The 24,675-nt window shown below is 69.4% G+C and carries 20 protein-coding genes and 1 pseudogene; 10 read left to right on the forward strand and 11 right to left on the reverse strand.

The window, feature by feature from the left end:
* Positions 1-180: 180 nt before the first annotated feature.
* The gene (locus OQ02_RS46430) at positions 181-387 is read right to left on the reverse strand and encodes a hypothetical protein (RefSeq protein WP_051773392.1); all 207 of its coding nucleotides are present in this window, start codon (positions 385-387) and stop codon (positions 181-183) included.
* A 350-nt stretch (positions 388-737) separates the two neighbouring features.
* Here OQ02_RS46430 and OQ02_RS45300 point away from each other — a divergent pair, with 350 nt between their 5' ends.
* A complete protein-coding gene (locus OQ02_RS45300; protein WP_033443578.1) occupies positions 738-1,994 on the forward strand; it encodes a hypothetical protein in 1,257 nt (418 codons plus the stop codon).
* Positions 1,995-2,150: 156 nt separating this feature from the next.
* On the opposite strand, the pseudogene OQ02_RS46875 reads toward OQ02_RS45300, so the two are convergent.
* The 4 genes and pseudogenes from OQ02_RS46875 to OQ02_RS38250 form a co-directional block, all read right to left on the reverse strand.
* Positions 2,151-2,432 (reverse strand): annotated as a pseudogene (locus tag OQ02_RS46875) (integrase core domain-containing protein); the annotation flags it as partial.
* On the reverse strand, positions 2,393-2,686 hold the full coding sequence (locus tag OQ02_RS46440) for an integrase core domain-containing protein (RefSeq protein ID WP_231500427.1): 294 nt from the start codon (positions 2,684-2,686) through the stop codon (positions 2,393-2,395). The pseudogene OQ02_RS46875 and the gene OQ02_RS46440, both read right to left, overlap by 40 nt.
* Positions 2,687-3,275: 589 nt before the next feature.
* Positions 3,276-4,736 (reverse strand): protein adenylyltransferase SelO, encoded by a 1,461-nt coding sequence (locus OQ02_RS38245; RefSeq protein ID WP_033443589.1) that lies wholly within the window; start codon positions 4,734-4,736, stop codon positions 3,276-3,278.
* 337 nt (positions 4,737-5,073) lie between these two features.
* Positions 5,074-6,618 carry a carboxylesterase/lipase family protein gene (locus OQ02_RS38250; RefSeq protein ID WP_197043695.1) on the reverse strand — a complete coding sequence of 515 codons (1,545 nt, stop codon included), beginning with the start codon at positions 6,616-6,618 and terminating at the stop codon, positions 5,074-5,076.
* A 544-nt stretch (positions 6,619-7,162) separates the two neighbouring features.
* Here OQ02_RS38250 and OQ02_RS38255 point away from each other — a divergent pair.
* The 8 genes from OQ02_RS38255 to OQ02_RS38285 all read left to right on the forward strand — a co-directional run bounded on the left by OQ02_RS38255 (position 7,163) and on the right by OQ02_RS38285 (position 13,453).
* Positions 7,163-8,272, forward strand: coding sequence for a carboxylate-amine ligase (locus OQ02_RS38255; protein WP_033443580.1), 1,110 nt, complete (start codon positions 7,163-7,165; stop codon positions 8,270-8,272).
* Positions 8,273-8,283: 11 nt separating this feature from the next.
* Complete coding sequence (locus tag OQ02_RS44500) at positions 8,284-8,451, forward strand: hypothetical protein (protein WP_156077587.1); 168 nt, start codon at positions 8,284-8,286, stop codon at positions 8,449-8,451.
* A 166-nt stretch (positions 8,452-8,617) separates the two neighbouring features.
* Positions 8,618-8,839 carry a hypothetical protein gene (locus tag OQ02_RS40560; RefSeq protein ID WP_156077588.1) on the forward strand — a complete coding sequence of 74 codons (222 nt, stop codon included), beginning with the start codon at positions 8,618-8,620 and terminating at the stop codon, positions 8,837-8,839.
* A 176-nt stretch (positions 8,840-9,015) separates the two neighbouring features.
* The gene (locus OQ02_RS42045) at positions 9,016-9,813 is read left to right on the forward strand and encodes a thioredoxin family protein (RefSeq protein ID WP_063747231.1); all 798 of its coding nucleotides are present in this window, start codon (positions 9,016-9,018) and stop codon (positions 9,811-9,813) included.
* A 16-nt stretch (positions 9,814-9,829) separates the two neighbouring features.
* Positions 9,830-10,246, forward strand: a complete 417-nt coding sequence (locus OQ02_RS38270) for a MerR family transcriptional regulator (RefSeq protein WP_033443581.1) — start codon at positions 9,830-9,832, stop codon at positions 10,244-10,246.
* Between the two features lie 89 nt (positions 10,247-10,335).
* Entirely contained in the window at positions 10,336-10,563 is a 228-nt protein-coding gene (locus OQ02_RS38275; RefSeq protein WP_033443582.1) for a hypothetical protein, read from the forward strand.
* A 276-nt stretch (positions 10,564-10,839) separates the two neighbouring features.
* Positions 10,840-11,235, forward strand: a complete 396-nt coding sequence (locus OQ02_RS40565; protein WP_331281575.1) for a hypothetical protein — start codon at positions 10,840-10,842, stop codon at positions 11,233-11,235.
* 520 nt (positions 11,236-11,755) lie between these two features.
* Positions 11,756-13,453: a S8 family serine peptidase gene (locus OQ02_RS38285; RefSeq protein WP_231500428.1), complete on the forward strand. Its 1,698-nt coding sequence runs from the start codon at positions 11,756-11,758 to the stop codon at positions 13,451-13,453.
* A 72-nt stretch (positions 13,454-13,525) separates the two neighbouring features.
* Here the strand turns inward: OQ02_RS38285 and OQ02_RS38290 are convergent, their stop codons facing one another.
* The 4 genes from OQ02_RS38290 to OQ02_RS41770 form a co-directional block, all read right to left on the reverse strand.
* Complete coding sequence (locus tag OQ02_RS38290) at positions 13,526-16,411, reverse strand: ATP-binding protein (RefSeq protein ID WP_051773406.1); 2,886 nt, start codon at positions 16,409-16,411, stop codon at positions 13,526-13,528.
* Positions 16,412-16,644: 233 nt separating this feature from the next.
* Entirely contained in the window at positions 16,645-18,039 is a 1,395-nt protein-coding gene (locus OQ02_RS38295) for an endo-1,4-beta-xylanase (RefSeq protein ID WP_033443583.1), read from the reverse strand.
* 167 nt (positions 18,040-18,206) lie between these two features.
* Positions 18,207-18,476 (reverse strand): sugar ABC transporter permease, encoded by a 270-nt coding sequence (locus OQ02_RS38300; protein ID WP_033443584.1) that lies wholly within the window; start codon positions 18,474-18,476, stop codon positions 18,207-18,209.
* Positions 18,431-19,720, reverse strand: coding sequence for an ABC transporter substrate-binding protein (locus OQ02_RS41770; protein WP_063747233.1), 1,290 nt, complete (start codon positions 19,718-19,720; stop codon positions 18,431-18,433). Before OQ02_RS41770 ends, OQ02_RS38300 begins: the two co-directional genes overlap by 46 nt.
* A gap of 232 nt (positions 19,721-19,952) precedes the next feature.
* Between OQ02_RS41770 and OQ02_RS38310 the strand changes: the two genes are divergently transcribed.
* A complete protein-coding gene (locus tag OQ02_RS38310; RefSeq protein ID WP_033443596.1) occupies positions 19,953-20,990 on the forward strand; it encodes a LacI family DNA-binding transcriptional regulator in 1,038 nt (345 codons plus the stop codon).
* A 315-nt stretch (positions 20,991-21,305) separates the two neighbouring features.
* Here the strand turns inward: OQ02_RS38310 and OQ02_RS38315 are convergent, their stop codons facing one another.
* Entirely contained in the window at positions 21,306-22,904 is a 1,599-nt protein-coding gene (locus tag OQ02_RS38315) for a glycoside hydrolase family 6 protein (protein WP_269321665.1), read from the reverse strand.
* Positions 22,796-24,675, reverse strand: a 1,880-nt coding sequence (locus OQ02_RS38320; RefSeq protein WP_156077590.1) for a glycosyl hydrolase, incomplete at its 5' end; no start/stop codon positions are given. The genes OQ02_RS38320 and OQ02_RS38315, both read right to left, overlap by 109 nt.

Raw genomic sequence — 24,675 nt, forward strand, 5'->3', positions numbered from 1 at the left:
ACCTGCCAGGTGGGGTTCTCCCGTTCCAGGCGCAGCGCCAGAAGCCGGATCGAGCGGATGGTCCGTGGACTGCCGGGCTGTTTGGGACGGGATTTCATCGCGTGACGGCGTGCGAGAAGGTCCCGGTGCCGGCGTGGGATGTCTCCGGACGCACCAACAGTCGGAGCCTGCGAAGCGTGCCTATCGGAAGTCGGTGCAGCAGTGCCGCGAGAAAGGCTCGATCGCCGGGGGGCACCGCGGCTTGGTCATGCCGAGTTGGCGTTGCAGGACGGTAATCTGATGGCGTAGCGCCAGGATCTCCATGTCTTTGTCCCAGTCACTCAGGGGGAGCAGGCGCAGCAGCGCGAACGCGATGGTCACGCTCAGGTAGGCCAGTCGGAGCAGCATGGCCGGTCATCATGCCGCGTCAGCCGACGGCGTTGCGGACCTGCGGTCGCACCTACGAGCGCCTTGACCCCCCACGCTACACACGGCTTCGACCGGCATGGATGGAGTTATCGGCAGGCACACGACCTCAGCGGACAATCACGGGGTGGTCGCCAATCGCTGTCCGGTGTTCGCCGGACACTGTCGCGCCCGTAGGCGTCCTACGCTGTGCCGTGTCTCAGAACTTCTCACAACCTCCGCCGCGCAACTACGGCGCACCGCAGCACCACCACCTGGCCCCACCGCACTATCCGCCGACGCCCTCGGGGTACAACGCACCTTCTCGCCGGCCGAACAGGCGGCGTCGCACCATGATCGCTGCCGCCATCGTGGTCGTGCTGGTGGCCGGGATCGCCGGCGGCGTGTGGTGGTTCCGGTCGGATTCGTCTGTGGCGAGCCAGAACGACCTACCTCGGAACCGGAACCTGAAGGAACTGGCCTTCCCCGATCCGGACAAGCTCGGCTTCGGTGACGGGCCCGGCAAGATGTGCACCAACGTGAACAAGCTGATGCGGGACCGCGGCTACCAGCCGGTCAGCGCCAAGGACTCCGACGGTACAAGTGCCTCCTGTTGGTACATCACAACGGGGCTTTCGCTGCTGGAAGACGGTTCGAACAACCTGAACGCCGACATCTCCGTCTGGCGGGGCGACGTCGAGTCCCGGTACCAGTCCATGTTGGACAAGGCCATCCGGGAACGCGACAGGCAGCAGCAGGACTCCGAGTACCGGGCGAGCAAGGTGGAGCAGTTCCCGGTTGGTGACGTGGGGTTCATCTCCCATCAGGAAAGCCTCAGCCCGGACACCGAGCGGACCGACACCACGGCGGTGTTCCGGTCTGGCGACGACCTGGTGATGGTCGCGCTGTGGGGAAACATCCGGCACGTCTCCGAGGCCGGTGAGTACGGGGAGAACGAGCCGCTCACCGAGGAGATCACCTACCGGGAGATCACCGACGTCGTGACGGCGCTGAGCGGTGCGGGCGAACCGGGGAAGCCACAGATCACCGAACCGAAGCTGGCGGAGAACGCGGCTCTGGCGGGGTTGACCGCGCCAGAGTTGCCGGTGGTGGGCACCCCCAAGGAGGCGTGCGGCACGCTGACCGCCGCAGCGGGGCGACTCGGCACGAAGCCCAAGGGCACGAACAGGACCGCCGCGCCTGGCGCGTCAGGATTCGCCTGCACCTTCGAGCCCGTGGATGAGCCCGAGGACAGGCCGGACGGCTACAGCGAGCGCGAGATCGGGATCCGCTGGGCCACGTACGAATCGGAAGAGGCGTTCCGCGCCTCGGAAACGATGGGCAGGGACCTGCTGGGACTGCGGAACGGCACCGCGAAAGACAAAGCGAAGCCGAGCCCGCTCTACGAACTGCGGGTCGGGGACGTCGGCTACGCGCTGCACCACGTGCCCGGCCACGGCACGGTCACCGCCGCCTACCTGCTGGACGGCAGGACCTACGTCCACATCGAGATCTCCGGCTACCGGACCGGCGCCTCCGGTGTGGAACCCCTCCCCGAGGACGTCCTGCTGAAGGACCTGGCCACGTTCCTCAGGGGAGCGGCCGGCTGACCCTGTGCTTGCCGAATATGTCGTCCGTGCAGGACAGGCGGCGTGATGGTGCTCGTTGAGGATTCCGCCCAGTCGTTGCCGTCGGCGGATGTGGAGGCGGACGACCGCTGCTTGATCGGTGACGGCTGGTGGTAGGGCGCGTAGTGGTCGGGCGTTGTCGATGCCTTGGTGGGGGCGGTGGGTGTTGTAGAACTGCTCGTACTCGCGCAGGGCGTGAAGTAGGTGTCGTTGGTTCCAGATGAGGGTGCGGTCGAGGAGTTCGCGACGGCAGCTGTGGATCCGGCGTTCCATGATCGCGTTCATGCGGGGGATGCGGACGCCGCTGAGGACGACCTGGATCTCCGCGTCGGCGAGGACGGCGTCGAACAGGGCGGGGAACTTGCCGTCGCGGTCGCGGATCAGGAACCGGGCGGGGGTGCCGGCGTCGTCGAGGTCCATGACAAGGTTTCTGGCGGCTTGGGTGACCCAGGATGCGGTGGGGTGTGCGCGGTCGGGTGGTCTGGTCGTGGTGGTGTGAGTTGTAGGGCTTGGTGTCGTCTGCGGTGGTTGTATTGGGTCGTGTAGCGGTTCAGCACGGTCCGCAGGTGGTGTTGGTTGATGGTGAGCAGTCGGTCGGTGACTTCGCGTCTTACGGTGCCGACGAAGCGTTCGGCGTGGGCGTTGGCTCGTGGGCACCGTGGCGGGGTCTTCACGACCTGAATGCCGGCGTCGGCGAGGACGGTCGAACGAGGTGGTGAACTGGCAGGCCCGGTCGATCAGTGCCACGGTGGTGTCGTCGATCGGCGGTCGGCCGGTGCGATGGGGATAGGTCCACTTCCTCGCGGCCAGGCGCCGGTGCCATCGCAGGATGGTTCCCGGTGTGATCAACCGGTGCTCGCGCAGCAGTCGGGGGAGTAGGCGGACCAGCGCGGCGAGTACCGCGCGATCGGCCCAGTCCAACCGTGGGCGGGGGTTGGTCCGGCGCAGCACGGCGACCTCGTGCCGCAGTACCAGCAGTTCGACGTCCTTGGCCGCGGAGGCCCGGCCGAGCAGAACCAGCCAGTTACCGAGTCGGACGAAGATCAGGTACAGCAGTCGTAACGCCACATCCCACGACGAGGGCATCACCGGGATTTCCCTGGGCTGGCTGACCGACGGCGACGAGCGCCGTGCCGGGCTCGCCGACCTGCCGTCACCGTTCGGCGACCGGCACAGCGGCAAGCGGATCGCCGACGCGGTCTGTGAACTGGCCCGGCCCGCTTCGGACGGCCGTCGGTCCTGGTTATGCCTTGCGCGTGGACCTCAGGTGCCGCAGTAGGTCTGGTAAGCGGCGCCGAACGCGTCCGGGGCGGGTTCGGCGTAGCGGTCGAGTTCGGGACGCTCGTCGTAGGGGGCGCTCACCGCGTCCAGGAGTCGTTCGAGCGGACGCGGGTCGCCCTCGGTCGCGGCGTCGAGGGCTTCTTCCACGAGGTGGTTGCGGGGGATGTAGACGGGGTTGACCCGGCCCATCGCGGCGGCGTCCGGTTCGAGAGCCTGCCAGCGGGTCAGCCAGCCGTCGATCGCGGCGAGGTCGAGGAACAGCTCACGCGCGGGTGACCCGGTGCCGCCGCCCGCCGCGCCCAGGCGGTGGTAGAACGACGTGTGGTCGACGCGGTTGTCCTGGAGGAGGGTGAGCAGCTCCTCGACCAGGGGCCCGCTCACCGCGTGGTCGAGGTCGTCGGGCAGGCCGAGCTTGGCCCGCATGCCTGCCGACCAGGAGTCGTCGTACCGCCCGCGGAACGTGCCGAGCGCCTCGACCGCCAGGGCGATCGCCTGCTCCTCGTCGTCGGCGAACAGGGGGAGGAGGGCCTCGGCGAGTCGCGCGAGGTTCCACTCGGCCACGCGCGGCTGGTTGCCGTAGGCGTAGCGCCCGCCGTGGTCGATGGAGCTGTACACGGTGGCCGGGTCGAACGCCTCCATGAACGCGCACGGCCCGTAGTCGATGGTCTCGCCCGAGATCGTCATGTTGTCCGTGTTCATGACGCCGTGGACGAACCCCACGAGCATCCACCGCGCCACCAGCGCGGCCTGGGCCGCGACCACCGCCTCGAACAGCGCGAGGTAAGGGCGCTCGGCCCGCGCGGCGTGGGGGTGGTGGCGGGCGATCGCGTGGTCGGCCAGGCGGCGCAGCAGGTCCACGTCGTCGGTGGCCCTGGCGTACTGGAAGCTGCCCACGCGCAGGTGACTGCGGGCGACGCGGGCGAGCACGGCTCCCGGCAGCACGGTCTCACGGCGGACCGGCCGGCCGGTCGCCACCACGGCCAGTGAGCGGGTCGTCGGAATCCCGAGGGCGTGCATCGCCTCGCTGACGACGTGCTCGCGCAGCATCGGACCGACCGCGGCCAGGCCGTCGCCGCCACGGGAGAACGGCGTGCGCCCGGAGCCCTTGAGGTGCAGGTCGCGCGGCTCGCCGTCGGCGTGGGTGACCTCGCCGAGCAGCAGGGCGCGACCGTCGCCGAGCCGCGGGGCGTAGTGCCCGAACTGGTGCCCGGAGTAGACCTGTGCCACCGGAGTCGCGCCGTCGGGGACGTGCTCGCCGACGAGCAGGCGAAGGCCCTCGGCGCCACGCAGCCACGCGACGTCCAGCCCGAGTTCCGCGGCCAGCCGATCGTTGAGCACGAGCAGGCGCGGCGCCGGAGCCTGCTCGGCCTGCCAGGCGAGAGCCATCTCGGGGAATTCCCGGGCGAAGCGGTCGCCCAGGGTGACGGTCGGTGCGGTGCTCACGCGGTCCACGGTACGTCGTGCCGCCGGCCTGTCCCGGTGCAGAGGGATCGGTCGAAGGTGATGTTGAGCGCCGCTTCGCCCTTCTCCACCATCTGAAGCAGCGGGCTCTCGCGTACCCGTCCGAGCCGGAACACCTTGACAGGACCGGCAGATGGGCGCCGGCCGACCACTGAGTCGGACGAAGATCAGGTAGAGCAGTCGTAACGCCACACCTCACGATCAGGCCTTGAAGACCAGCGTGCACGATCGTCGCAGCTCAACGCCCTGTGCAAGGTTCTGGCACCCCACAGGGTCCACGGTCGGTGCGGGGCTGCCGTCAGGAGGTCGCGACCCTCGATCAGCGGTGGAGCGCGTTCCAGAAGGCCAGGTTGTGTTCTGTCACCCGGTCGAACGGTCTGATTCGGTGGAGGTCGAGGCCTTGCACGTACGGCGTGGTGTCCGCCGGGTCGACGCGGGGCCACGCGCGCAGGCCTGGCCGGTTGGGATTGCCGGTGGTCGCGAAGCGGGCCCAGTAGTCGATCATCCGGTCGCCGAGGCGGCGCTGTGCGGTCGTCAGCAGTACGTCGTCGGAGCGCAGGTCGAACAGGTACCGCAGCTCGGAGCCGTGGGCGGCGAGCGGCTCGACACCGGAAGGGAACTCGGGGATCGCCGGTGCCGTTCGATCGAGGAACTCATAGGCGTACACCGGGATCTCGGCCGCGAACTGGCGATCCGCGGCGCGTTGCGGCCACGCCCAGTCGAGGTCGGTCATGATCGCGGCCAGTGCCTGCACCGCGGAGCCGGCGTGCTGCTCGAGCGGGTATTGCTGTGCGATTGCCGCAGCGTGCGGTCCGAAATGATCGGTCAACGCGGTGAGGTAGCCATCGGGACCGAGATCGGGGAGCAGCAGTGGTGCGAAGAACGTGCCCTCGTCACGGGTGATGCCGGTCAGCAGCGGCACGTGGTTGAACCGCCCGGCCGGTAGCGCCACTGCGGGGTCCTCCGGCAGCACCGTGTTCCCGAACGCAGGCAGGGGGAACGCCGGCGCGGCGAGCAGGTCCGGCACTGGCTTGCCCCGCAGGCACTCGAGTGTCGTACAGCCCAGGAGTGCGGCGACGTTCTGGCCATGTCCCTGGTGCCACTCGTACGGTACGAACAGCGGCACGTCCAGTATCGGTCGCAGGTCGGCGCCGGCGGAGGAGCCCGGTGCACATGGCGTGCTCTGGGCGATCGCCCGCTGGAACAACCCGGCCGCGCCCGGCGAGGCGAGTTGTGCGCACACCGAGTGCGCCCCGGCGGACTCCCCGGCCAGGGTGACGTTGTTCGGGTCGCCACCGAACCCCGCGATGTTCCGCCGCACCCAGCGCAGCGCCGCCTGTTGGTCCTCGATGCCGAACGCGCCGCCGTTCGCGAGCCCGGGAAAGCCGAGGAAACCGAGATTCCCCAGCCGGTAGTTGACGGTCACCACGATCAGACCGCCTTGCTTGACCAGCCGGGTCGGCAGGTAGTCGCTACCAGCGCCGTTCATGAGCCCGCCACCGTGCAGCCACACCAGCACCGGTGCCTTCCTGGCCGCACGCGGTGTGGTGACGTCGAGGTAGAGGCAGTCCTCGGTGACGCTTGCCGGTCGGCCGCCGGTACTGGCCTGAGGACAGCGATCGCCCGGCCGGGTTGCGTCCAGCACACCGGACCACGGCGCCGGCGGCACCGGCGAGTGCCAGCGCAGGTCACCGACCGGCGGCGCGGCGTAGGGAATCCCCTCGAAAGAACGGACATCCGCATTCGTGGTGCCCCGCACCAGGCCGGCATCGGTCCGCACCGCCGCGTTGTTGCTCGCCGCGGCCGGCGCGGCACTCAACGCCAACACACCGACGGCGACCGCCGCCCCCAGAAGTCGTCTCATGATCCAGACAGTGGCAGTCGGGCTCACCGGACACATCAACCGATCGATTGAAGACCAAGCTCTGGTCGGTTGTCGGCCGATGACAGGAGGGTCGTACGGGCGGCCGGGTGCGGTACCGGGTGCCGAAGGGCGGCCACATGACCTGACCTGCGCGGTTGGGCTGTTGTGGGTCCGTACTCGTTGATCAGGCCGCCGAGGGCTGGTCGGCGACCTATGGTGGCGCCACCTGGCTCTGCGGTCGGGTGGTCCGGCTGTGGTGGAGTGAATCGTAGGGCCTGGTGGGGTCTGCGGTGGTGGTAGTGAGCCGTGCAGGCCTGCACCTCGTGCGGACAACAGTGATCCGTCCAGCGCACGGTCCGGTGTCGGGAATGTGGCCGATTGTGTCGACCGACGACCCGTGCGTAGTCCGAACAGACCATCGGTTTGCAAGAGGTGACTGCTGGTAATCCCCGGGTCCCGACCGGCGTGATCAAACCCGTGAGCGAGGCAGGCGATGGCGTCGTTTTCCCCTGTGCTGTGGTCTTCCCATCCGGGTGCGCCTGGCGTGCCGACAGTGGGCGTGGAAGAGGAGTTTCTGCTGGCGGACCTGTCCACCGGGCACCTGCTCCCGATCAGCGCCCACGTCGTCGAGGTGGCCGGAGATCTGGGCGGTGCGCTGGAGTTGGAGCTGACCAGGGCGCAGGTCGAGATCAACACGCCGGTGTGCCGGACGATGGCGGAGGTGCGCGAGCAGCTGACGTTCCTGCGCTCCACTGCCGCCGAGGCGGCGTCGCAGTGTGGCGGCACCCTGCTCGCCGTGGGCACCGCCCTGGCCGATGACGCGCCGGGACCGCCGATCACCGACGACCCGCGGTACCACACGATCAACAACGCGTACGGGCAGCTCGCGCCCGAGAACGTCGTGTGTGGCTGCCACGTCCACGTAGAGGTGCCCGACCGGGAGACCGCGGTCCAGGTCTGCAACCACGTCCGGCCGTGGCTCCCCGTGCTTCTGGCGCTCACCGCCAACTCGCCGATCCACCACGGCGTCGACACCGACTACGCCAGCTGGCGGTCGGTGATCGTCGGCCGTTGGCCGTGCGCCGGCGCCCCGCCGTACTTCGAGTCGCTCGCGCACTACGAGTCCGCCGTGGACATGGCCGTCGGCTCCGGCAGTGTGCTCGACGAGAAGATGGTCTACTGGGACATCCGGCCTTCTTCCCACCTGCCCACCGTGGAGGTCCGCGTGAGCGACGTCCAGTCCACTGTGGATGAGTCCGTACTGTTCGCCGCTCTGGTGCGGGCGCTGGTCATGACCTCGCTGCAGTCCATTCGGGACGGCGTCGAAGCACCTCGGATCGGCGACGACGCGCTGCGCATGGCGTACTGGCGTGCCTCGCGTGACGGACTGGACGGCATGGGCGTCGACCTGGACACCATCCGGCCCGTTCCGGCCGTCGACCTGCTGCACCGCCTGCTGCGCCACGTCGAACCCGCGCTGACCACAACAGGTGATCTGCAGGCCGTGAAGACCGTCGTGGGCGAGTTGATCGCCAACGGCAACGGTGCGAGCCGGCAGCGACGAGCCTTCCGCCACGACCACGCCGTGACCGACATCGTGGCGCTGGTCGCCCAGCACGCCGAGCACGTCCGTTCACCGGACAACGTCGCCTGACTACGTCGGGGATGTGGCTGGACCGACACCGCACCGAGGATGTACTTCACGCGCTCGGCTACCGCGTCGTCTCCGAGCACATCCTCTGGGGCAGATACGACGGCGTCAGCGATCTGGGCTCCCACTACCCGCCTGAGCACCCACCGACCTGGTGGTTCCGCTTCTTCGACTACCTGTGATCACTGGCATGGATCACGCACTACCGCCAGGCACTCAGACAGTTCTGACGTTGCCATTGTGTTCCAGGCCGACCTGATCCAGTCCTACCGTGCCTACCTCGACAACCGCCGCGCCGACCGGCCCGCCGCGGAGTACCGCGAACCCACATAGGAGGAATCGGCCGAGTTGCGCGTGGAGCCCCGGCGGCGGGATCGGCTGGTCGACATCGGCCGCAACCTCACCGACCGGATCGCCGAGGCCCGCGCCAACGGCCGGCTCGGCGAAGTCCAAGGGTTTCAGGTCAGCCTCGACGGGGCCAGGAGGAAACTCGCCACGTTGGAACGGCTGCAGCACACCGAAACCGGCATCGGTCCGGTGAGCCTCGGCATGCCGATCATCTCCGGATGAACCCGCCGGGCATACGCAAGCGCCTTGCCTGCCGCGCGCATCAGCCCCGTCACTTCCGTACGCCGGGCAACCGCACCCTGGTTCGTGTGATGCAGGTCTCATTGAAGGCTGTACTGGGGTACAGGCTTAGCGTGGTGGGTGTTGGTCCTGGTAGGTGGAACCCGGAGGTGGGTGGCATGAGGGTGGAGGTCACCGAGGCGACGTTCGAACGGGAGATCGGCTCGTCGTCGATGCCGGTGGTGGTCGAGTTCTACGCGAGTTGGTGCGGGAATTGCCGGCGGATCGCCCCGGTCCTCGACGAACTGGCCGACGAGTTCGCGCCGCGTGTGCGGTTATTCGAGGTCAACGTCGACGAGAACCCGGATCTGGTGTCGCGGTTCGGGGTGTCCTCGACGCCGACGCTGTTCGTTCTCGCTGGTGGTGAGCGGGTGGCGTCGGTGGTCGGTGCGCAGCCGGCCCCGATCCTGCGGGCCCTGTTCGACACTGCCGCAGGGCTCGCCCAGCCGACCGTCTCGGCGGGGTCGTCGTCTGGCGGTGGATGCGGTTGCGGACCGGCCTGCGGGTCCGCCGCCGGTACCGGGCTCGACGAGGCGGGCCGGCAGACCGACCCAGGAACTGGAGCGCCGATCGGGTGGGTTTCTGTGGAGGCGTGCACGTTGCCGACCGCTGACCAGCCGATGCGTCTCGCCGAGTTCGAGGGCCTGTTCACCGCGTCGCTGCTGGTGTTGCGCAGGGAGGAGTCCGGCTGGCTGCGGCTTCGCCTGGACGGCGGCGCGGACGTGGAGAGCCGGGCGCGCGACCTCACCGCACGGGAGGCGGAGTGCTGCGCGTTCTTCGACTTCGCCGTGGACCGGGACGGCGACCAGGTGGTCGTCGATGTCCGAGTGCCCGCGGACAAGGAAGTGGTGCTCGACGGCCTGGCCGCCCAAGCGGAGGCCGTGTTGGCCGCGCGGGTGCAGGGAGCGACAAAGTGACGGTGAGGTGCAGGCGATGAGGTCAGGTGAGTTGGCCGCGGCGGCCGGGGTGAACGTGCAGACACTGCGCTACTACGAGCGGCGCGGCCTGCTTCCGGAGCCACGCCGGTCACTGGGCGGGTATCGCGACTACGACGAAGGCGCGGTGGCGCTGTTGCGGGTGGTCAAGGCCGCTCAGCGGCTCGGCTTCACCCTCGACGATATCGCCGAGCTGCTCGACGCCGGCCGCCGACGGCACCCGACACCGGACCTGCAGGCCCGCGCGCAGGCCAAGCTGGTCGAGGTCGACCAACGGATGGAGGACCTCACCAAGATCAGAGAGGAACTCGTGCGGGTCGTCGACGCGCGCTGCGACAGCCTGACCAACTGCACCTGCGAGGACTGCCCGCTCCCGTTCATCGAACTTGCCACCGTTACGAAAGGCCTCGCATGAGCACCCCCGTCACACCCGGACCCGACGCCGCGTCACTCCCGATCGAGCCGGCCCACAGGGGGCAGGCAGGGCCGCCCCGGCGGAGCAAAGTGGTCGCGTTCCTCGCGGCGCTCGCCTGCGCGGGGTGCTGTGCGCTGCCGCTGCTGGTGCCGCTCGGGCTGCTCACCGGTGCTGGTGTCGCGGCGGCGACCACGGGGCTGCTCGTGATCTCCGCGGTGCTGTTCGTGCTCGCCGGCTCGCTCTGGTTTCTGAACCACCGCCGAACGCGGCGGCGGCAGGCCGGTCACGCCTGCTCCGGTGGCCGCTGCTCGTGCTGACCGGCTGACCAGGCTCGAAGCCCGGCGGGTCGCGTCAGGCAGGAAGAGCCCCGGGGGCACCGACGCCCACCACCAGGACAAGCAGGTGAGATGGAGCGCGGAGGGTGTCGGTGTCGGAAGGCGTAGGCGGGCTGGTCACGCGCATGGAGCGCCACCAGGTCCCGATCTACCTCGGCGGCATCCTCCCTCGGCCTGGCCGCACCGGCGGCCGGACCAGGGCTGGAGACCGCGATCAATCCGATCCTCGGCGCACTGCTCTACGTCACCTTCCTCCAAGTGCCCGCCCGCGATCTGGTGCGGTCGCTGCGCGCGGGACGGTTCCTGGCCGCCACGCTCGTGGTGAACTTCGTAGTCGTGCCCCTGGTCGTCGCGGCCATGTTCGGGTTCCTGCCCGCCGACCGCGCCGTGCAGGTCGGGGTGCTGCTGGTGCTGCTCACGCCGTGCGTGGACTACGTGATCGTGTTCAGCGGCCCGGCCCGCGGCTCCAGTGATCGTCTGCCGGCTGCCACGCCGCTGCTGCTGATCGCGCAGATGCGGCTGTGTTTGCGGCAGGGGTCGGATCCGATCAGGCCTTCGTCGACGGCTTCGCCGAGGATCCTCGAGAGCAGGGTGACCACGTCGGCGACGCAGCGTTCGCCCAGCGACCGTCGCAGTTGCTTGGCCCGATCTTGACCACCCGTTATCGGCAGGCACACGGTGCCGCATGCCTTTCCCGCCAGGCGTTCCGCTGTCGTGCTCGCAGCTCGCCTGGCGTGGTGCGGAAAGTCGGCGTCCTCGGCGGCGATCGTGGACTCGCGGTCGCGGCGCCGATGATTGGGTATACCCACTAGCTTCGATACTGATTGTGCCGACTTGAGCGCACGGCCGATTCTTGGTTCGTCGGTGATGTCCCCGCACCTCACCCCGTCGCCGGCACGCGAGGGGTGCCTGACGGGGTGTGCTGGGGCGATACCGACCGGCGGGCCGCCTGACGTGGGCGTGGCGCCGAAGCGCAGTGGACCGCGTGTGCTGCCTGACGGATCGTCGGGTCTTCGCACGAAGCCGTCACGGCACATGACCTCGCCGCGGCGGTACCGGTTGAAGTCGTTTCCCTGCTACGGCTGAAGGAGCTTGGTCAAGCATGTCCACATTACCAGGGCGAGGAACGCTCATGGCCGGTCTGTGCGCCGGTCTCGCCTCCATCGCGTTGACGATGAGCGTTGTCAGTGTCGCCCAGGCGGCCGAGGGGCACATCCTGGGCGCGGGTGCCCAGGACGCCGTCGAAGGCAGTTACGTCGTGGCGTTGAACGGCGAGCCGTCGAAGGCGGCGAGCATCCAGGCGGCGGTCTCGACGCAGGCGACCGACCTGGCCGGGCAGTACGGCGGCGAGGTCTCGCACGTCTACTCGACCGCGCTGCGGGGCTTCTCGGTGCGGATGAGCGAGCGGCAGGCGAAGCGGCTCGCCGCCGACCCGGCGGTGCGCTACGTCGAGCGGAACGGGGTGGTGCGCACGTCCGAGACGTGGGGTCTGGACCGCGTCGACCAGCGTGACCTGCCGTTGGACAACAGCTACGCGGCGCCGAACGACGGGTCCAGCGTCACGGCGTACGTCGTCGACACGGGCGTCGCCTTCGACCACCCCGAACTGGAAGGTCGAGCGGTCAGCGGCTACGACTTCATCGACAACGACAGCGACGCGAGCGACTGCCACGGCCACGGCACCCACGTGGCCGGCACCATCGGCAGCAAGACCTACGGCATCGCCAAGAACGTGAACCTGGTCGCGGTCCGGGCGTTGAACTGCGCCGGCAGCGGTTCGTACGACCAGATCATCGCGGCCGTCGACTGGGTGACCAAGAACGCCCCGAAAGCCGCGGTGGGCAACATGAGCCTCGGTGGCGCCCGGAGCAGCGCGCTCAACGATGCCGTGGCCAAGTCGGTCGAGGCGGGCGTGGCGTGGGCCGTCGCGGCGGGTAACGACACAAAGGACGCCTGTGAGGTCAGTCCGGCCTCCGCGCCGGGCGTGCTGACCGTCGGCGCGTCGGACAGCGAGGACAAGCGCAGCCGTTGGGGCAGCGGGGGTTCCAACTGGGGCGAGTGCGTCGAGCTGTTCGCGCCGGGCAGCAACATCACCTCCATCACCCAGGACGGCAAGACCGCCGCGTGGAACGGCACGTCGATGGCCACCCCGCACGTGGCCGGCGCCCTGGCGCTGGTGCTGAGCGCCGCCCCGGACATCTCGGTGGCCGACGCCAACGCCCTGGTGCTCGACACGGCGACCGTCAACAAGATCTCCGATCCGTCGGACTCGCCGAACCGGCTGCTGTACGTGGACGACCTCGGCGCCCGCGACCCCGGTGCGCCGAAAGCGGTCTTCACCGCGAACTGCTCGTCGACGACGCCGGACTGCACGTTCGACGCGTCCGGCTCGTCGGACCCGGACGGCTCGATCTCCTCGTACGCCTGGGAGTTCGGCGACGGCACGACCGGCAGCGGCGTCAAGCCGTCCCACAAGTACGGTCAGAACGGCACCTACACCGTGAAGCTGACGGTGACCGACAACAGCGGCAAGACCGCCACCACGTCGAGGAGGGCCGTCGCGGGTCCGCAGCCGCCGAGGGCGGCGTTCAGCGTGATGTGCCGGCAGGACGTGTGCTCCTTCGACGGCAGCGGGTCGACCGACCCGAACAACGACATCGTCTCCTACGCCTGGGACTTCGGTGACGGCAAGACCGCCACCGGTGTCAAGGCCGACCACACCTACTCGACCAAGGAGTTCGCGGTCACCTTCATCGCCAAGCTGACCGTGACCGACAGCTTCGACCAGAAGAGCACCGTCAGTCAGCAGATCCGGTGCCACGGCTCCCCGTACCCGAACTTCCCGACCTGGTGCATGCCGATGATGTTCTAGAGCCACTTCCTCGGTGTCGAGCGGCGCTTCCGGTAGCCCCACCCGGTAGCGCCGCTCGCTTCCGACAGGACCTCAGCGGAGGTGGTCGGCGTGCAGCTCGGTGCGCGAGTTGATGCCGAGCTTGCGGAACAGCCTTGCCACGTGCTGCTCGACGGTTCTCGAGGACAGGAAGAGCTGCTCGGCGATCTCGCGGTTGGTCTGCCCGACCGCGACCATGCGCGCGATCTCGATCTCACGGGGGGAGAGGTCGTTGCCGTACCCGCGTCGTCCCCGCCGCGCCGGTTTCACGCTGCCGAGGGCGTGCAGGGCGTGGCGGCAGCGCGCGGCGTCCTTCGACGCACCGAGCCCGTCGAAGGTCTCCGCCAACCCGGTCAGCAGCTCGACGGCCTTCTCCGGATCGGACGGCGCCAGGACCGTCGCCTCGCGTTCCCCGGCGAGGGCGGCGAAGTACGGCGCGGGCATCGATCCGTAGCGAGCGGCGGCCTCCCTGAAGTGCTCGACGGCCTCGAAGGGCTCGCCCCGCGTCTCGGCCAGAGTGCCCCGGCAGTGCGCGAGCGCGGCGAGCACGGCGGGCGCGTCGCGGTCTTGGACGCCCTCGGCGATCTCACCCACCAGGCGTTCCGCTTCCGCGGTCCGTCCCGTGGCCGAGTAGGCGGCGACCGCGACCGGGGCCAGCGAGCCGACCCAGTACCAGCCGTCGCACTTCCGCACGGCGGCCAGCCCTCGGTCGACCTCAGCCGCCGCCTCGGCCGCCTCCTTCCGTTCCAGCAGGATCGAGGCCAGACCCGCGATCCCGCTGATCGCCACGGGGGCGATGGCGTCGTGCGGGTCGTGGGCCCCGGTCCTGCGGAAGTGCCCGTCCGCCACCTCCGGCTCGCCACGGGTCGCGGCGAGCCAGCCGAGCACCAACTCCAGCTCAGAGGTGATGCTGGTGATGTCGCGGTACTCCTCCATCAGCGCGTTCACCCGATCGGCCAGGTCTTCCCACCGACCGGTGATCCAGTCGAGCCGTGCCTCGGTGGTCCTGCCGGTGCTGGTCACGAACGGCGCTCCGCTCTCGGCGGCGAGCCTCAGCCCGTCGCGCAGGAACCGTGTTCCCAGGTCGAGGTGGCCGAGCCACACGCAGACATCGGCGACGTTGCACCGGAGCCGGGCGAGGTGTTGCCGCGCGCCGAGCGTGTCCGCGTGCTCCGGCACGTCGTCCAGCCACGCCAGGTGCCCCTCGTACAGGGCGGAGGCGACCTCGCTGGCCAGCAGGCGGATCCGCAGCTCGCCCGATGCGGTCATCCGGTGTGCCTTGGCGAGGTCCTGCCACCGGCGCAGCGCGTCCGGCGGGACGGCGCCGGTGGACGGCACGGCGAGTGCCGAGGCGGCGCGGGCGACGAGGTCGGGCTTGTCCTCCAACTCGTCGGCCGCGCGTTCGAGCTCGGTCCGTGCCTCCCGGATGTGGCCGATCCGGCGAAGCAGCAGGAAGGACCGGTACAGGCGCACCTCGCCGCGCACCGATGTGGTCAGTCTCGGATCGGTCAGCAGGCGTTCCAGTGTCTCGGTCGGGTCGCGCTGGGCCAGGCCGGTGTTGGCGATGCGCCCGAGCTTGATCGCCAGCCGGTCGACCGCGTCGGCGGGCAGCACGGGCACGGCGAGCAACCGTTGCAGCAGAGTGGTCGCGGTCGCCGCGTCGCCGGAGTCGACGGCCCGGTCCGCCGCGGCCTCCCCGTAGGTCAGCCAGTCCGCCGTCCGGCCCGCCCGCTCGCTGTGCTCGGCCAACTGGACGAGTGGCCTGGGCTCGACGTGCTCCAGCGCGTCGACGGCACGGCCGTGCAGGGCGGCGCGCTCGGGAGCGCTGATCGTGTCGTAGACCGCCTGACGGGCCAGCATGTGGCGGAAGCTGTACCGCTGCTCGTCCACCTCGTGCAGGACGTGGGCGTCCACGGCGTGCGCGAGTGCGGTCCTCACCTGGTCTTGCGGGACATCACCGACGTCGGCGAGCAGTTCGGCGGGTGCGGGTGTGCCGAGCACAGCGGCTGCCTCGACCAGGCGGACCGCGGTGGCGGGCAACGTGGCGAGGCGGTCGGACATCGCGTCCCGCAGCAACACCGGGACCTTGACCGCGTCGAGCAGCCGCTTGGCTCGCACGCTGCCCGCGTGCACCGCTCCCGCGGGGTCGCGCAGGGCGCGCAGCGCCTCCTCGACCACGAACGGGATGCCCGCGGTCCGCTCGTGCAGTCGGGCCGCGAACTCGGCCGACACCTTCTCCGCGCCGAGGATGGCCTCGGTCAGTCCTCGCACGCCGTCGACGTCGAGCGGCTCGATGTCCAGCACCGCGACGAGACCGCCTGCGGCGGATCGGAACTCCGCGCCCAGGGGGCTGCCGCCGTGCAGGTCCTCCCGCCGGTAGGTCAGGACCATGCCGAGGTCGGCCGGCGGAGCACCCGCCAGGAAGCGCAGCAACTGGCGCGTGCCCTCGTCTGCCCAGTGCAGGTCTTCCACCACGAGCAGCACCGGACCGAGCGCGGCCAGCAGTTCCCGCACCGCCCGGAACAGCCGGTGCCGCTCGGCCCGCGGGTCGCCGATCGACGGCAGCGGGGCGGGCAGCTCCGAGGCGATCTCGGGCAGCAGCGGTGCCAGAGCCCCGATCACCGGGTTCAGGTTCCGCTGCCGGTCCAGCCCCGGCCCCGCGGCCCGCAGCGCCTCCAACAGCGCGCCGTAGGAGAACGGCTCACCCACCTGCCAGCAGTACCCGACCAGCGGTAGCGCCCCGCCGAGGTCTCCGGCGAGCAGTTCGGACACCAATCTGCTCTTGCCCACCCCCGCCTCGCCCTCGAGCAGGACGACGGCCGGCGGGCGCACGACGGCCTCCCGCAACGCGGCCAGGTGCTCGCCGCGTCCGATGAGGACCGGTGAACTGGTCCGGAACCAACGACCGCGACCAGTGCCCGAACCGCCGCTGCGTCGCATCACCACCTCCAAGGCACGCCGACCCGACACCACGGGGTGCCGAACCCGGACAAGTAGTTGATGCACGGTTGCGCCCAACGGGACGCGGTTCGACGGATCTGGCCCGTAAAACGCACGTGACGCGACGATCAGGCGCGAACCGGTTCTTCGAACGGGCGCCCCGCGGTGCTGCCCCATACGAAGGCGGAAGGGGCAGCACCGGCCCCATGGGCGGCTCAACACCGCCGCTGCGATCAAGCGGAGGTGCAGGTGATGGTGGCGGGGACGGGGTTGGTGCCGATCCAGGAGCCGAGGAAGCCGAACGTGGTGGTGTCGCCGGGTGCGATGGCGCCGTTGTAGTTGGCGTTGCGCACGGTCACTTCCTGGCCGTTGGTGGTGGCCACGCCGTTCCACAGGTTGCCCACGGTCTGGCCCTGGGCCAGGGTCCACTTGACCGTCCAGCGGGCGGTGGCGGTGGCACCGGTGTTGCGGACGGCGACCTCGCCTTGGTAGCCGCCGTTCCACTGGCTGGTCACCCGGTACGTCGCGGTGCAGCCACTGCCGTTGTCACCGGTCGTCGTTGTCGTGGTGGTGGTGGTGCCGCCGAGGGCTTCGTAGACGGCCCAGTAGGAGGGCTTCCTGGCGAAGTCCTCGTCGTAGATCAGGGCCGCGCCTTCGCCGGGGAAGACGGAGGGGATCCAGGAGTAGCCGTCGGAGAAGTCCCACACCGTGATGCCGACGCAGCGGGTCACGGCGAGGCAGGCTTTGGTGACGGTGCGGTAGTCGGCGGCCTGCTGGGCGTCCTTGGTCGCGTCGCGGGGCGTGCGCATGCGGATGTCGAGCTCGGTGATGGCGACGTCGACGCCGAGGTCGGCGAAGCGCTGGATGTTCCGCTGCAGCGTGCTCGGCACCTGACCGAGGATGAGGTGGGCCTGCAAGCCGACGCCGTCGATGGGGACGCCCTGCTGCTTGAACGACTTGACGAGGTTGTACACGGCATCGCTCTTGGAGCCGATGCCCTCGATGTTGTAGTCGTTGTAGTAGAGCTTGGCGTTCGGGTCGGCGGCGCGGGCGGCCTTGAACGCCTCGGCGATGTAGCTGTCGCCGATCTTCTGCTGGAACACCGACTGCCGGCGGGTGCCGTCCTCCTCGAACGCCTCGTTGACCACGTCCCAGTGCACGACCTTGCCCTTGAAGTGGCCCGCGACGTTGGCGATGTGATTGCGCATCACGTCCGGCAGGTCGCCGGCCGACACGCTGTTGACCCAGTCGGGGAGCTGGTTGTGCCACACGAGGGTGTGGCCGCGCACGATCTGGTCGTGCTGCTGGGCGAAGGCGACGATCTGATCGGCTTTGGTGTAGTCGAACTGCCCCCGGCTGGGCTCGGTGTACATCCACTTCTGGGTGTTGCCGACGGTGATCTGGTTGAACTCGCTGCCGAGGACGGCGGTGTAGGAGGCGTTGTCCAGGGTCGGGTTGTCCGTGGCTGAGCCGAAGTAGCGGCCCTTGGCGGCGGCGAGTTCGCCCAGGGTCGGCTCGGCGGCTGCCGAGGACGGTGCGGCGACCGCCATGCCGACGGCGAGCGTGCCGACGACGACGGCGGCCGTGGCGGCGAGGACGCGGTGTGCGCGGCCTGCTGGTGCTGACATGTGTCTTCTCCTGACGTCGCTGTCGGGACCGGCCGCACGCGCACGCCGGGGGAGTGGCGTGCCCGTGCGGCGTCGTGATCGGCGTCGTGGTGCCGATCAGATCTGTCGCGACCCGCGAGCGGCGGGTCGGCTGGGACGGTGGCGCGCCGGCGAGGACCGGCGGGTCGTCACCGCGGGTGCGGTGCCACGTCGGTGGGCTCGCAGTCGAACCAGTCGAACCAGTCGAAGCCGCCGGGCACGACCTCGGGCGGCATCTTCGTCGCGGTCGGTGTGTACGGGACCTGCACCGCCATCCGGAAGAACAGCGCGAACCGCAGGCGCGCGTGGTTGAGCACGTGCGCCGGCACCAGCGCCAGCGCCAGCTGCGGCACCGTGGACAGCACCCAGATGCTCACCGTGTTGCCGGCGGTGTTCCAGAACCTGGGGTCGGGGAACATGCGCGTGACGTTGTCCCCGCCGATGAACGTCCGGTCGCCGATCGGGTTCCAGTCGAACAGCGCCAGGCGGTCTTGGTGTTGCGCACCGCCTCGTCCCGGGCCGTGGCGGGGTTGCCGCCACTCTGCTCGACGTTGCCGAGTTCCTGGCCGATGGCCGAGGTGTCCGGCCCGATGCGGAACGGCTCGAGGCCCAGCAGCGAATCGGTGTAGATGGTGCCGGTGGGCGCGTCGGAGAAGAACGGATCCTCGGCGGAGGCCATCTTGTCGTCCTTGTACACGGACGGCGTGGAGGGCAGGGCTCCGGAGCGGACGAAGTACTCCAGCCGGCCCTGCGGTGACTGCATCTCCTTGATGTAGTTCCACGCCGCCTGCGGGTTCTTCGCACCCTTCGGGATCGTCAGGAAGCTGCCACCCCGGTTGCCGGCACTGCCGGGGATCTTCGCGATGTCCCACTTGCCCTTGGTGTCCGGGGCGTGGCTGCGGATGGCGTTCAGCATCCACGACGGCGCCTCCAGCGTCGCGAACTGGCCCTGCGCCATGCCCGCGCTCCACCCGCTGGAGAACGACGGCTGCTTGGCCGTGATCCCTGCCGTCGCCGCCTTGACGCCCAGGTCGAACGCCGCTCTGACCCCGGGGTTGCTCGCGTAGATCAGCTCGTCGTCGTCGTCGTAGTACTTCTGCGCGCCCTGGTTGACCGCCTGGGAGAACACGCTGGTCGCCGCGTTGTCCACGAACGCCTTGCCGGTGGCCTGCGTGTACCGCTTCCCCGTCTCGATGAACGCCTCCCACGTCGGCCACAGCGCGCTGACCTCGTCGCGGTCGGTGGCTAGGCCCGCGGCGGCGAACAAGTCGGTCCGGTAGGCCACCGCCATGCCGCCCACGTCGTTGACGTCGTCGGCGCCCAGACTGCGCAGGTCGACGGAGTTCTGGGGCTGCTGCACGAACTTCGGCAGGTCGTCACCCTGGATCAGCACCAGGTCCGGCACCTCGCCGCCGGCCAGGGCGGTGGTCAGCGCCTGCGCGGTCTCCGCCGAGGTGCCCACCTCGGCCGGCTTGACCTCGACCTCCGGGTGCTTCTCCCGGTAGACGTCCACCGACGCCTTCTGGTTGATGGCGGTGAACGACCAGAACTCGAACGACTTCCCATCGCCACCGCCACCGGTGTCGGTGCCGGGCGAACAAGCGGTGGACAGGGCGAGGGCCCCGGCGAGGGCTAATGACCAGGTCGTGCGGCGGAGCTTCACGGCGGTGTCTCCAGTGAGGGACGGAACGGACGGTGCCAGACGCTGACGACCACCGTCGGTCCGCGGTGGTGTGAGAGCGCGGCGGAGGCAGGCCACTCGCTGTGGTCACAAATTTCGAAAAAATCGCCGAATGTTAACGCGGCCGACAGTAAGGCGCGTCACGTTCAGCGTCAAGACGGCGCAGGCAATGCCGTAGAAACGTTCGGTGTTCACGCCGCACTACACTCCGGCCATGTCCTCCACCAAACGCCCGCCGGCCGACTCCGCCGAACGCGGAGGCGCCACCATCGCCCGCATCGCCGAGCTGGCGGGCGTCTCGACCGCCACGGTGTCGAAAGTCGTCAACGGGCGCGCGGAGGTCGCCCCGGAGACCCGCGCCCAGGTCGAGGCGGTGATCCGCGAACACGGCTACCGCAGGCAGAAGAGGGCCAACCGCGCGACGCTGGTGGAACTGGTGCTCCACGAGCTCGAAGGCGCCTACGCCATGGAGATCATCAAGGGCGTCGAACGCGTCGCCGGTGAGCACGAGCTCGCCGTCGTCCTCACCGAACTGCACGGCCGTCACACCCCCGGACGCACCTGGATCGACGGCGTGCTGGCCCGCAAACCCGCCGGAGTGATCACCGTGTTCTCCGCGCCCACCCCCGCCCAGCAGGAGCAACTGTCCAGCCGCGAGATCCCGTTCGTGCTGGTCGACCCCACCGGCGACCCCGGCCACGAGTTCCCGTCCGTGGGCACCAGCAACTGGAGCGGCGGCCTGTCGGCCACCCGCCACCTGCTCGACCTCGGACACCGGAGCATCGCCGCCATCACCGGCCCCTCGCACGCGCTGTCCAGCCGGGCCCGCCTCGACGGCTACCGCGCCGCCCTCGACGCCGCCGAGGTCCCCATCGACCCGACGCTCATCCGCATCGGCGACTTCAACATCGTCGACGGCCTCACCCACGGCCGTGACCTGCTACGACTGGACCGGCCACCCACCGCCGTCTTCGCGTTCAACGACGCGCAGGCCCTCGGCGTCTACCAAGCCGCCCACGAGGCCGGCCTGCGCATCCCCCGCGACCTCAGCGTCGTCGGGTTCGACGACCTCCCGCCCGCCCAATGGGCCATCCCCGCCCTCACCACAGTCCGCCAACCTCTCAGCGACATGGCCGCCGCGGCCACCGACATGATCATCTCCCTGTCCCGGGGGGACGCGCTGTCCCAACACCGCCTCATGCTCTCCACCGAACTCATCACCCGCGCCAGCACGGCCGCACCGCGCGCGTAGTGGTGGACGGGTGCCAAAACGTACGGGAAAAAGCCCGAAACTTAACGCTTCGACTTCGGTGACGATCCACCGAGTGCCACGCCCCATGACGCCGGTACGAGGGTCCGCACCTCGCCTGCCATTGCGACCGGGGAAGGCCGCGAGGAGCGAGTCGCACACGGTGGACCTCGCTCAACGGAGCGCAGCGACCAGGCCGTCGTCGACCACGTCCCTGACACGGCGACCGCGAAGGATGAGCCCGTAGGCGGCGTCCAAGAGGGACGCCGCCTACGGGGCGTGAAGACCTATCCAGTTGTCGTACCAGTCAGCCGGTGGTCACAGCGCCGGGTAGGCGTTGCGCATGAGCTCCTGGAACTGAGCCGAGAACCAGTGGCCCGAGAGCGGCGCGTCAGGCAGGGCACCCGACATGTTGTTGCCGTTCCGCACGTTGCCGCCGTAGGTCGGGTCGCACATCCGGTCGAAGCCCTTGCCCTCGTCGTTCGGGATGAGGGTGCTGGAGCCGTCGGACTCGCCCGGCGGCTTGATCCAGACGTAGGCGTCGATGTTCGGCTTCGGAGCGGCCTTCGGACGCTCGCCCAGACCGGCGCCGGACTGGTTGCACCAGTTACCCTTCTGGAAGCGGCGGTCGATGCGCGACTCGTTGACGTAGGTGGTCGGGTCGGTGGAGGTCGACTTGGCGGTGGGCCGGTTCGGGCCGCCCCAGCCGTTGCGCGAGGTGTCGACCAGCATGCCGATGCCGCTGTCGAAGCCCTGCTTCACCAACTCGGCGCGGAACGCCGTGGCGAAGCCGATCTCACCGTTGAAGTCGTTCCAGTCGACCCACTTCGAGGCCTCCTTCACCGGACGGCCGCCGACCACGTCGTCCACCGACCAGTACGGCTCCTCCAGCGGCGAGTAGTTCGCCGTGTTGGTGATGAAGCCGTGGATCTTGTCGTTGGTGGCGCCGTTCTTCCCGAGCAGCGTCGCGAACAGCTTCGCCGAGGCGAAGAAGTTGTCGTACTGCGGATCCGCGTCGCCCCAGCCGATCCAGCCGTGGTGCGCGGCGTCGATGTAGTTGTAGACGTTCGAGATCGCGCCCAGCTTGCCCAGCGCGTACGACACGCCCTCGATGTAGTTGCCGTTGGCCTTCATCGTGTCGCACTCCGGCGTCGCGGTGACGCGCGGCGAGACGTTGGTGACCAGGTTCGGCAGCGAGTCGATCTCGATCACCGAGACGACGCGCAGCTTGGAGTACTCCGGCCGGGCCACGATCTCCGCGATCTTGTCGATGTACTCGGTCTTGTAGCGACCGATCTCGTCGGCCTTCAGCTCACCGTTCGAGGCCAGCGCGGCGCAGTCACGGCCGGGCAGGTTGTAGACGACGACCTGGAAGACGAGCTGGCCGTCCGCACGCGCGGCGCGCTGCTTCTCGGCCTCGTTCAGGTGGTCCACCAGACCCATGGAGCCGGTCGTCGGGGACCCGTTGCCGGTGATCGCGCTGATCCGGTCCAGCCACACGCCCGTCGGCTGGTTCGCGATCCGCGAACCACCCGGCTCCGCGGCTGCCTGACGCGACCACTGCGGGTTCACGTACACACCCGCGCCCACGTACGGGTTGTCGACCTTCGAGCCACCCGGATTGGTCCCCGTGGTCGTGGTGGTCGTGGTGGTGGTCGTGGTCGTCGTGTCGACCGTCCCCGTGCAGGCCGTGCCGTTCAACCGGAACTGCGCGGGCACCGGGTTGGACCCGGTCCACGAGCCGTTGAAACCGGGCGTGACCGATGCGCCGGTGCCGAGGTTGTCGGCCCAGGACGGGCTCTTGACGGTCACACGGCTCCCGGACTGGGAGAAGTTGCCGTTCCACCCCTGCTGAACCGTCTGGCCGGCGGCGAAGTCCCATTCCAGCGTCCAACCGCCGGAAATGGCGTCACCCAGGTTGGTGACCGTGACATCAGCGCGGCCGTCGATGGGGTGCCGCTGCCGATGAAGCCGAACGAGGCGCTTTCCCCCGGCTTGATCGTCCCGTTCCACGACGCGTTCTTCGCCGTCACGGTCGAGCCGGAGGTGGACAGGGTGGCGTTCCAGGAGTTCTGGATGCCCTGGCCCGAGCTGAGCGTCCAGGTGACCTGCCACCCGCTGATCGCCGTGGTCTTCTGGTTCTTCACGGTGACCTCGGCCTGGTAGCCGCCGCTCCACTGGTTGACCACGTGGAAGGTCGCGGCGCAGCCGTCCGTGGGCTCGGGCTGGTTGCCGGGGTCCTTGAAGTCGGGCAGTTCGTCCAGGGTGATGACGTTGGTGTGGTTGTAGACGCGCTGCACGAAGTCGCGCGGGTTGATCGCGCCGTCCTGGACGAACCCGCCCCAGGTGACGAACCAGGACCAGCGGGCCTCGTAGGCGCGGACCAGGTCGGGGTCGGGGATGGAGCCGACCTCGCCCAGCGCGACCAACTTCTTGTCGCCGCCCAATTGCACCAACCGGTCGTAGGTGCCGTTGGCCGCGCTGTGGTCGCCTTGCGGCAGGTAGACGTCCGCGCTCACCACGTCGACCACGTCGGCACCGGGGTACCAGTCGGGCGAGACGGAGTTCCACACCCAGATCAGGTTGTGCAGACCGTGGTGCCCGACCAGCCGGTCGTGCAGCAACCGCCACAGCTCCTTGGCCGGGCCGGGCCCCTTGGCGCCCCACCAGAACCAACCGCCCTCGGCCTCGTGCAGCGGCCGGAACAGCACCGGCACCTTCGCGTCCGCCAAGCGCTTGAGCTGCGCGGCGATTGCGTCCATGTCCCGGATCAGCAGCTTGTAGTCGGTCGAGGCCGGGTCGGCCAGCGCGGCGGCGAGGTCGAAGGTCGTGGCGTCGGTGTAGAAGCCGCGCCACCACTCCTTGCCCGGCTGGTCGATCAGGCCCGACGGCGCGTTCCAGTGCCACACCATGGTGGTGATCCCGCCGCGGCCGTCGTAGGCCAGGGCGTGGTCCACGTCCCGGCCCGTCGTGCCGCGCTCGACCCGGCTGGGCGAGTAGTCCATCAGGTCGTAACCGCCCACGGCGGGCGCCTTGCCGATGTTCTGCTCCAGCCAGTCGATGCTGGCCTGGTCCTGCTGGCCCGACAGGATGTTCTTGCCGTAGTTGTCGGTCAGGTACCGCATCAGGCCCTTGGCCTCGGCGGTCGCGGCCGGGTCGGTCAGCTCGCCGGTCACCTGGTGTGGCGCCCGCGGCGCGCTCGGGGTCACCTTGATCGCGTCGATCAGGTACCAACCCCAGTTGTTGGTCACGGTGATCGTGTTGTCACCAGGCCGCAGCAGCGCCTTGCCCGCCGGGATCTCGCTGAACGTCGAGACCGCCGGGAACGACACGTCGCCCAGGCCACTGCCGTTGAGCGACAACGACGCCGTCTTGGCCCCGTACGGCGTGGCGTAACGAATGGTCAGGTCATGCAAGCCGCCGGGGTTTCCCGGGATGGTGATGGTGACCGAGTCGGATGCCTGGTCGAACCCGGCCACGTAACCCGTGCCGGAATAACCCGCGTGGCTCGACTCGACCGCGGTGCCGTTCAGGACACCGGTTTCGGCCTCTAGCCAGGTATCGGCTGCCGAAGCGGGCAGTGGAGGTGTGAGCTTCCCCCGATAACCCGAGATGGTTGTTACCTGGATCGGATCGGTGATGCCGGGATGGTAGTCGGTTCGGCCTGGGCGGCGTGCCAGGCGGCTTC

The sequence above is a fragment of the Saccharothrix sp. NRRL B-16314 genome, from assembly GCF_000716595.1.
GTDB lineage: Bacteria > Actinomycetota > Actinomycetes > Mycobacteriales > Pseudonocardiaceae > Actinosynnema.

Bases quoted from the DNA above. Each gene is read 5' to 3' on its own strand.
- OQ02_RS45300 (WP_033443578.1), top strand. From the start codon at position 738: ATGATCGCTGCCGCCATCGTGGTCGTGCTGGTGGCCGGGATCGCCGGC.
- OQ02_RS46430 (WP_051773392.1), bottom strand. From the start codon at position 387: ATGCTGCTCCGACTGGCCTACCTGAGCGTGACCATCGCGTTCGCGCTG.
- OQ02_RS42045 (WP_063747231.1), top strand. From the start codon at position 9,016: ATGAGGGTGGAGGTCACCGAGGCGACGTTCGAACGGGAGATCGGCTCG.
- OQ02_RS38250 (WP_197043695.1), bottom strand. From the start codon at position 6,618: ATGAGACGACTTCTGGGGGCGGCGGTCGCCGTCGGTGTGTTGGCGTTG.
- OQ02_RS38300 (WP_033443584.1), bottom strand. From the start codon at position 18,476: ATGTTCCCCGACCCCAGGTTCTGGAACACCGCCGGCAACACGGTGAGC.
- OQ02_RS38295 (WP_033443583.1), bottom strand. From the start codon at position 18,039: ATGTCAGCACCAGCAGGCCGCGCACACCGCGTCCTCGCCGCCACGGCC.
- OQ02_RS38285 (WP_231500428.1), top strand. From the start codon at position 11,756: ATGAGCGTTGTCAGTGTCGCCCAGGCGGCCGAGGGGCACATCCTGGGC.
- OQ02_RS38310 (WP_033443596.1), top strand. From the start codon at position 19,953: ATGTCCTCCACCAAACGCCCGCCGGCCGACTCCGCCGAACGCGGAGGC.
- OQ02_RS44500 (WP_156077587.1), top strand. From the start codon at position 8,284: ATGTGGCTGGACCGACACCGCACCGAGGATGTACTTCACGCGCTCGGC.
- OQ02_RS38270 (WP_033443581.1), top strand. From the start codon at position 9,830: ATGAGGTCAGGTGAGTTGGCCGCGGCGGCCGGGGTGAACGTGCAGACA.
- OQ02_RS38290 (WP_051773406.1), bottom strand. From the start codon at position 16,411: ATGCGACGCAGCGGCGGTTCGGGCACTGGTCGCGGTCGTTGGTTCCGG.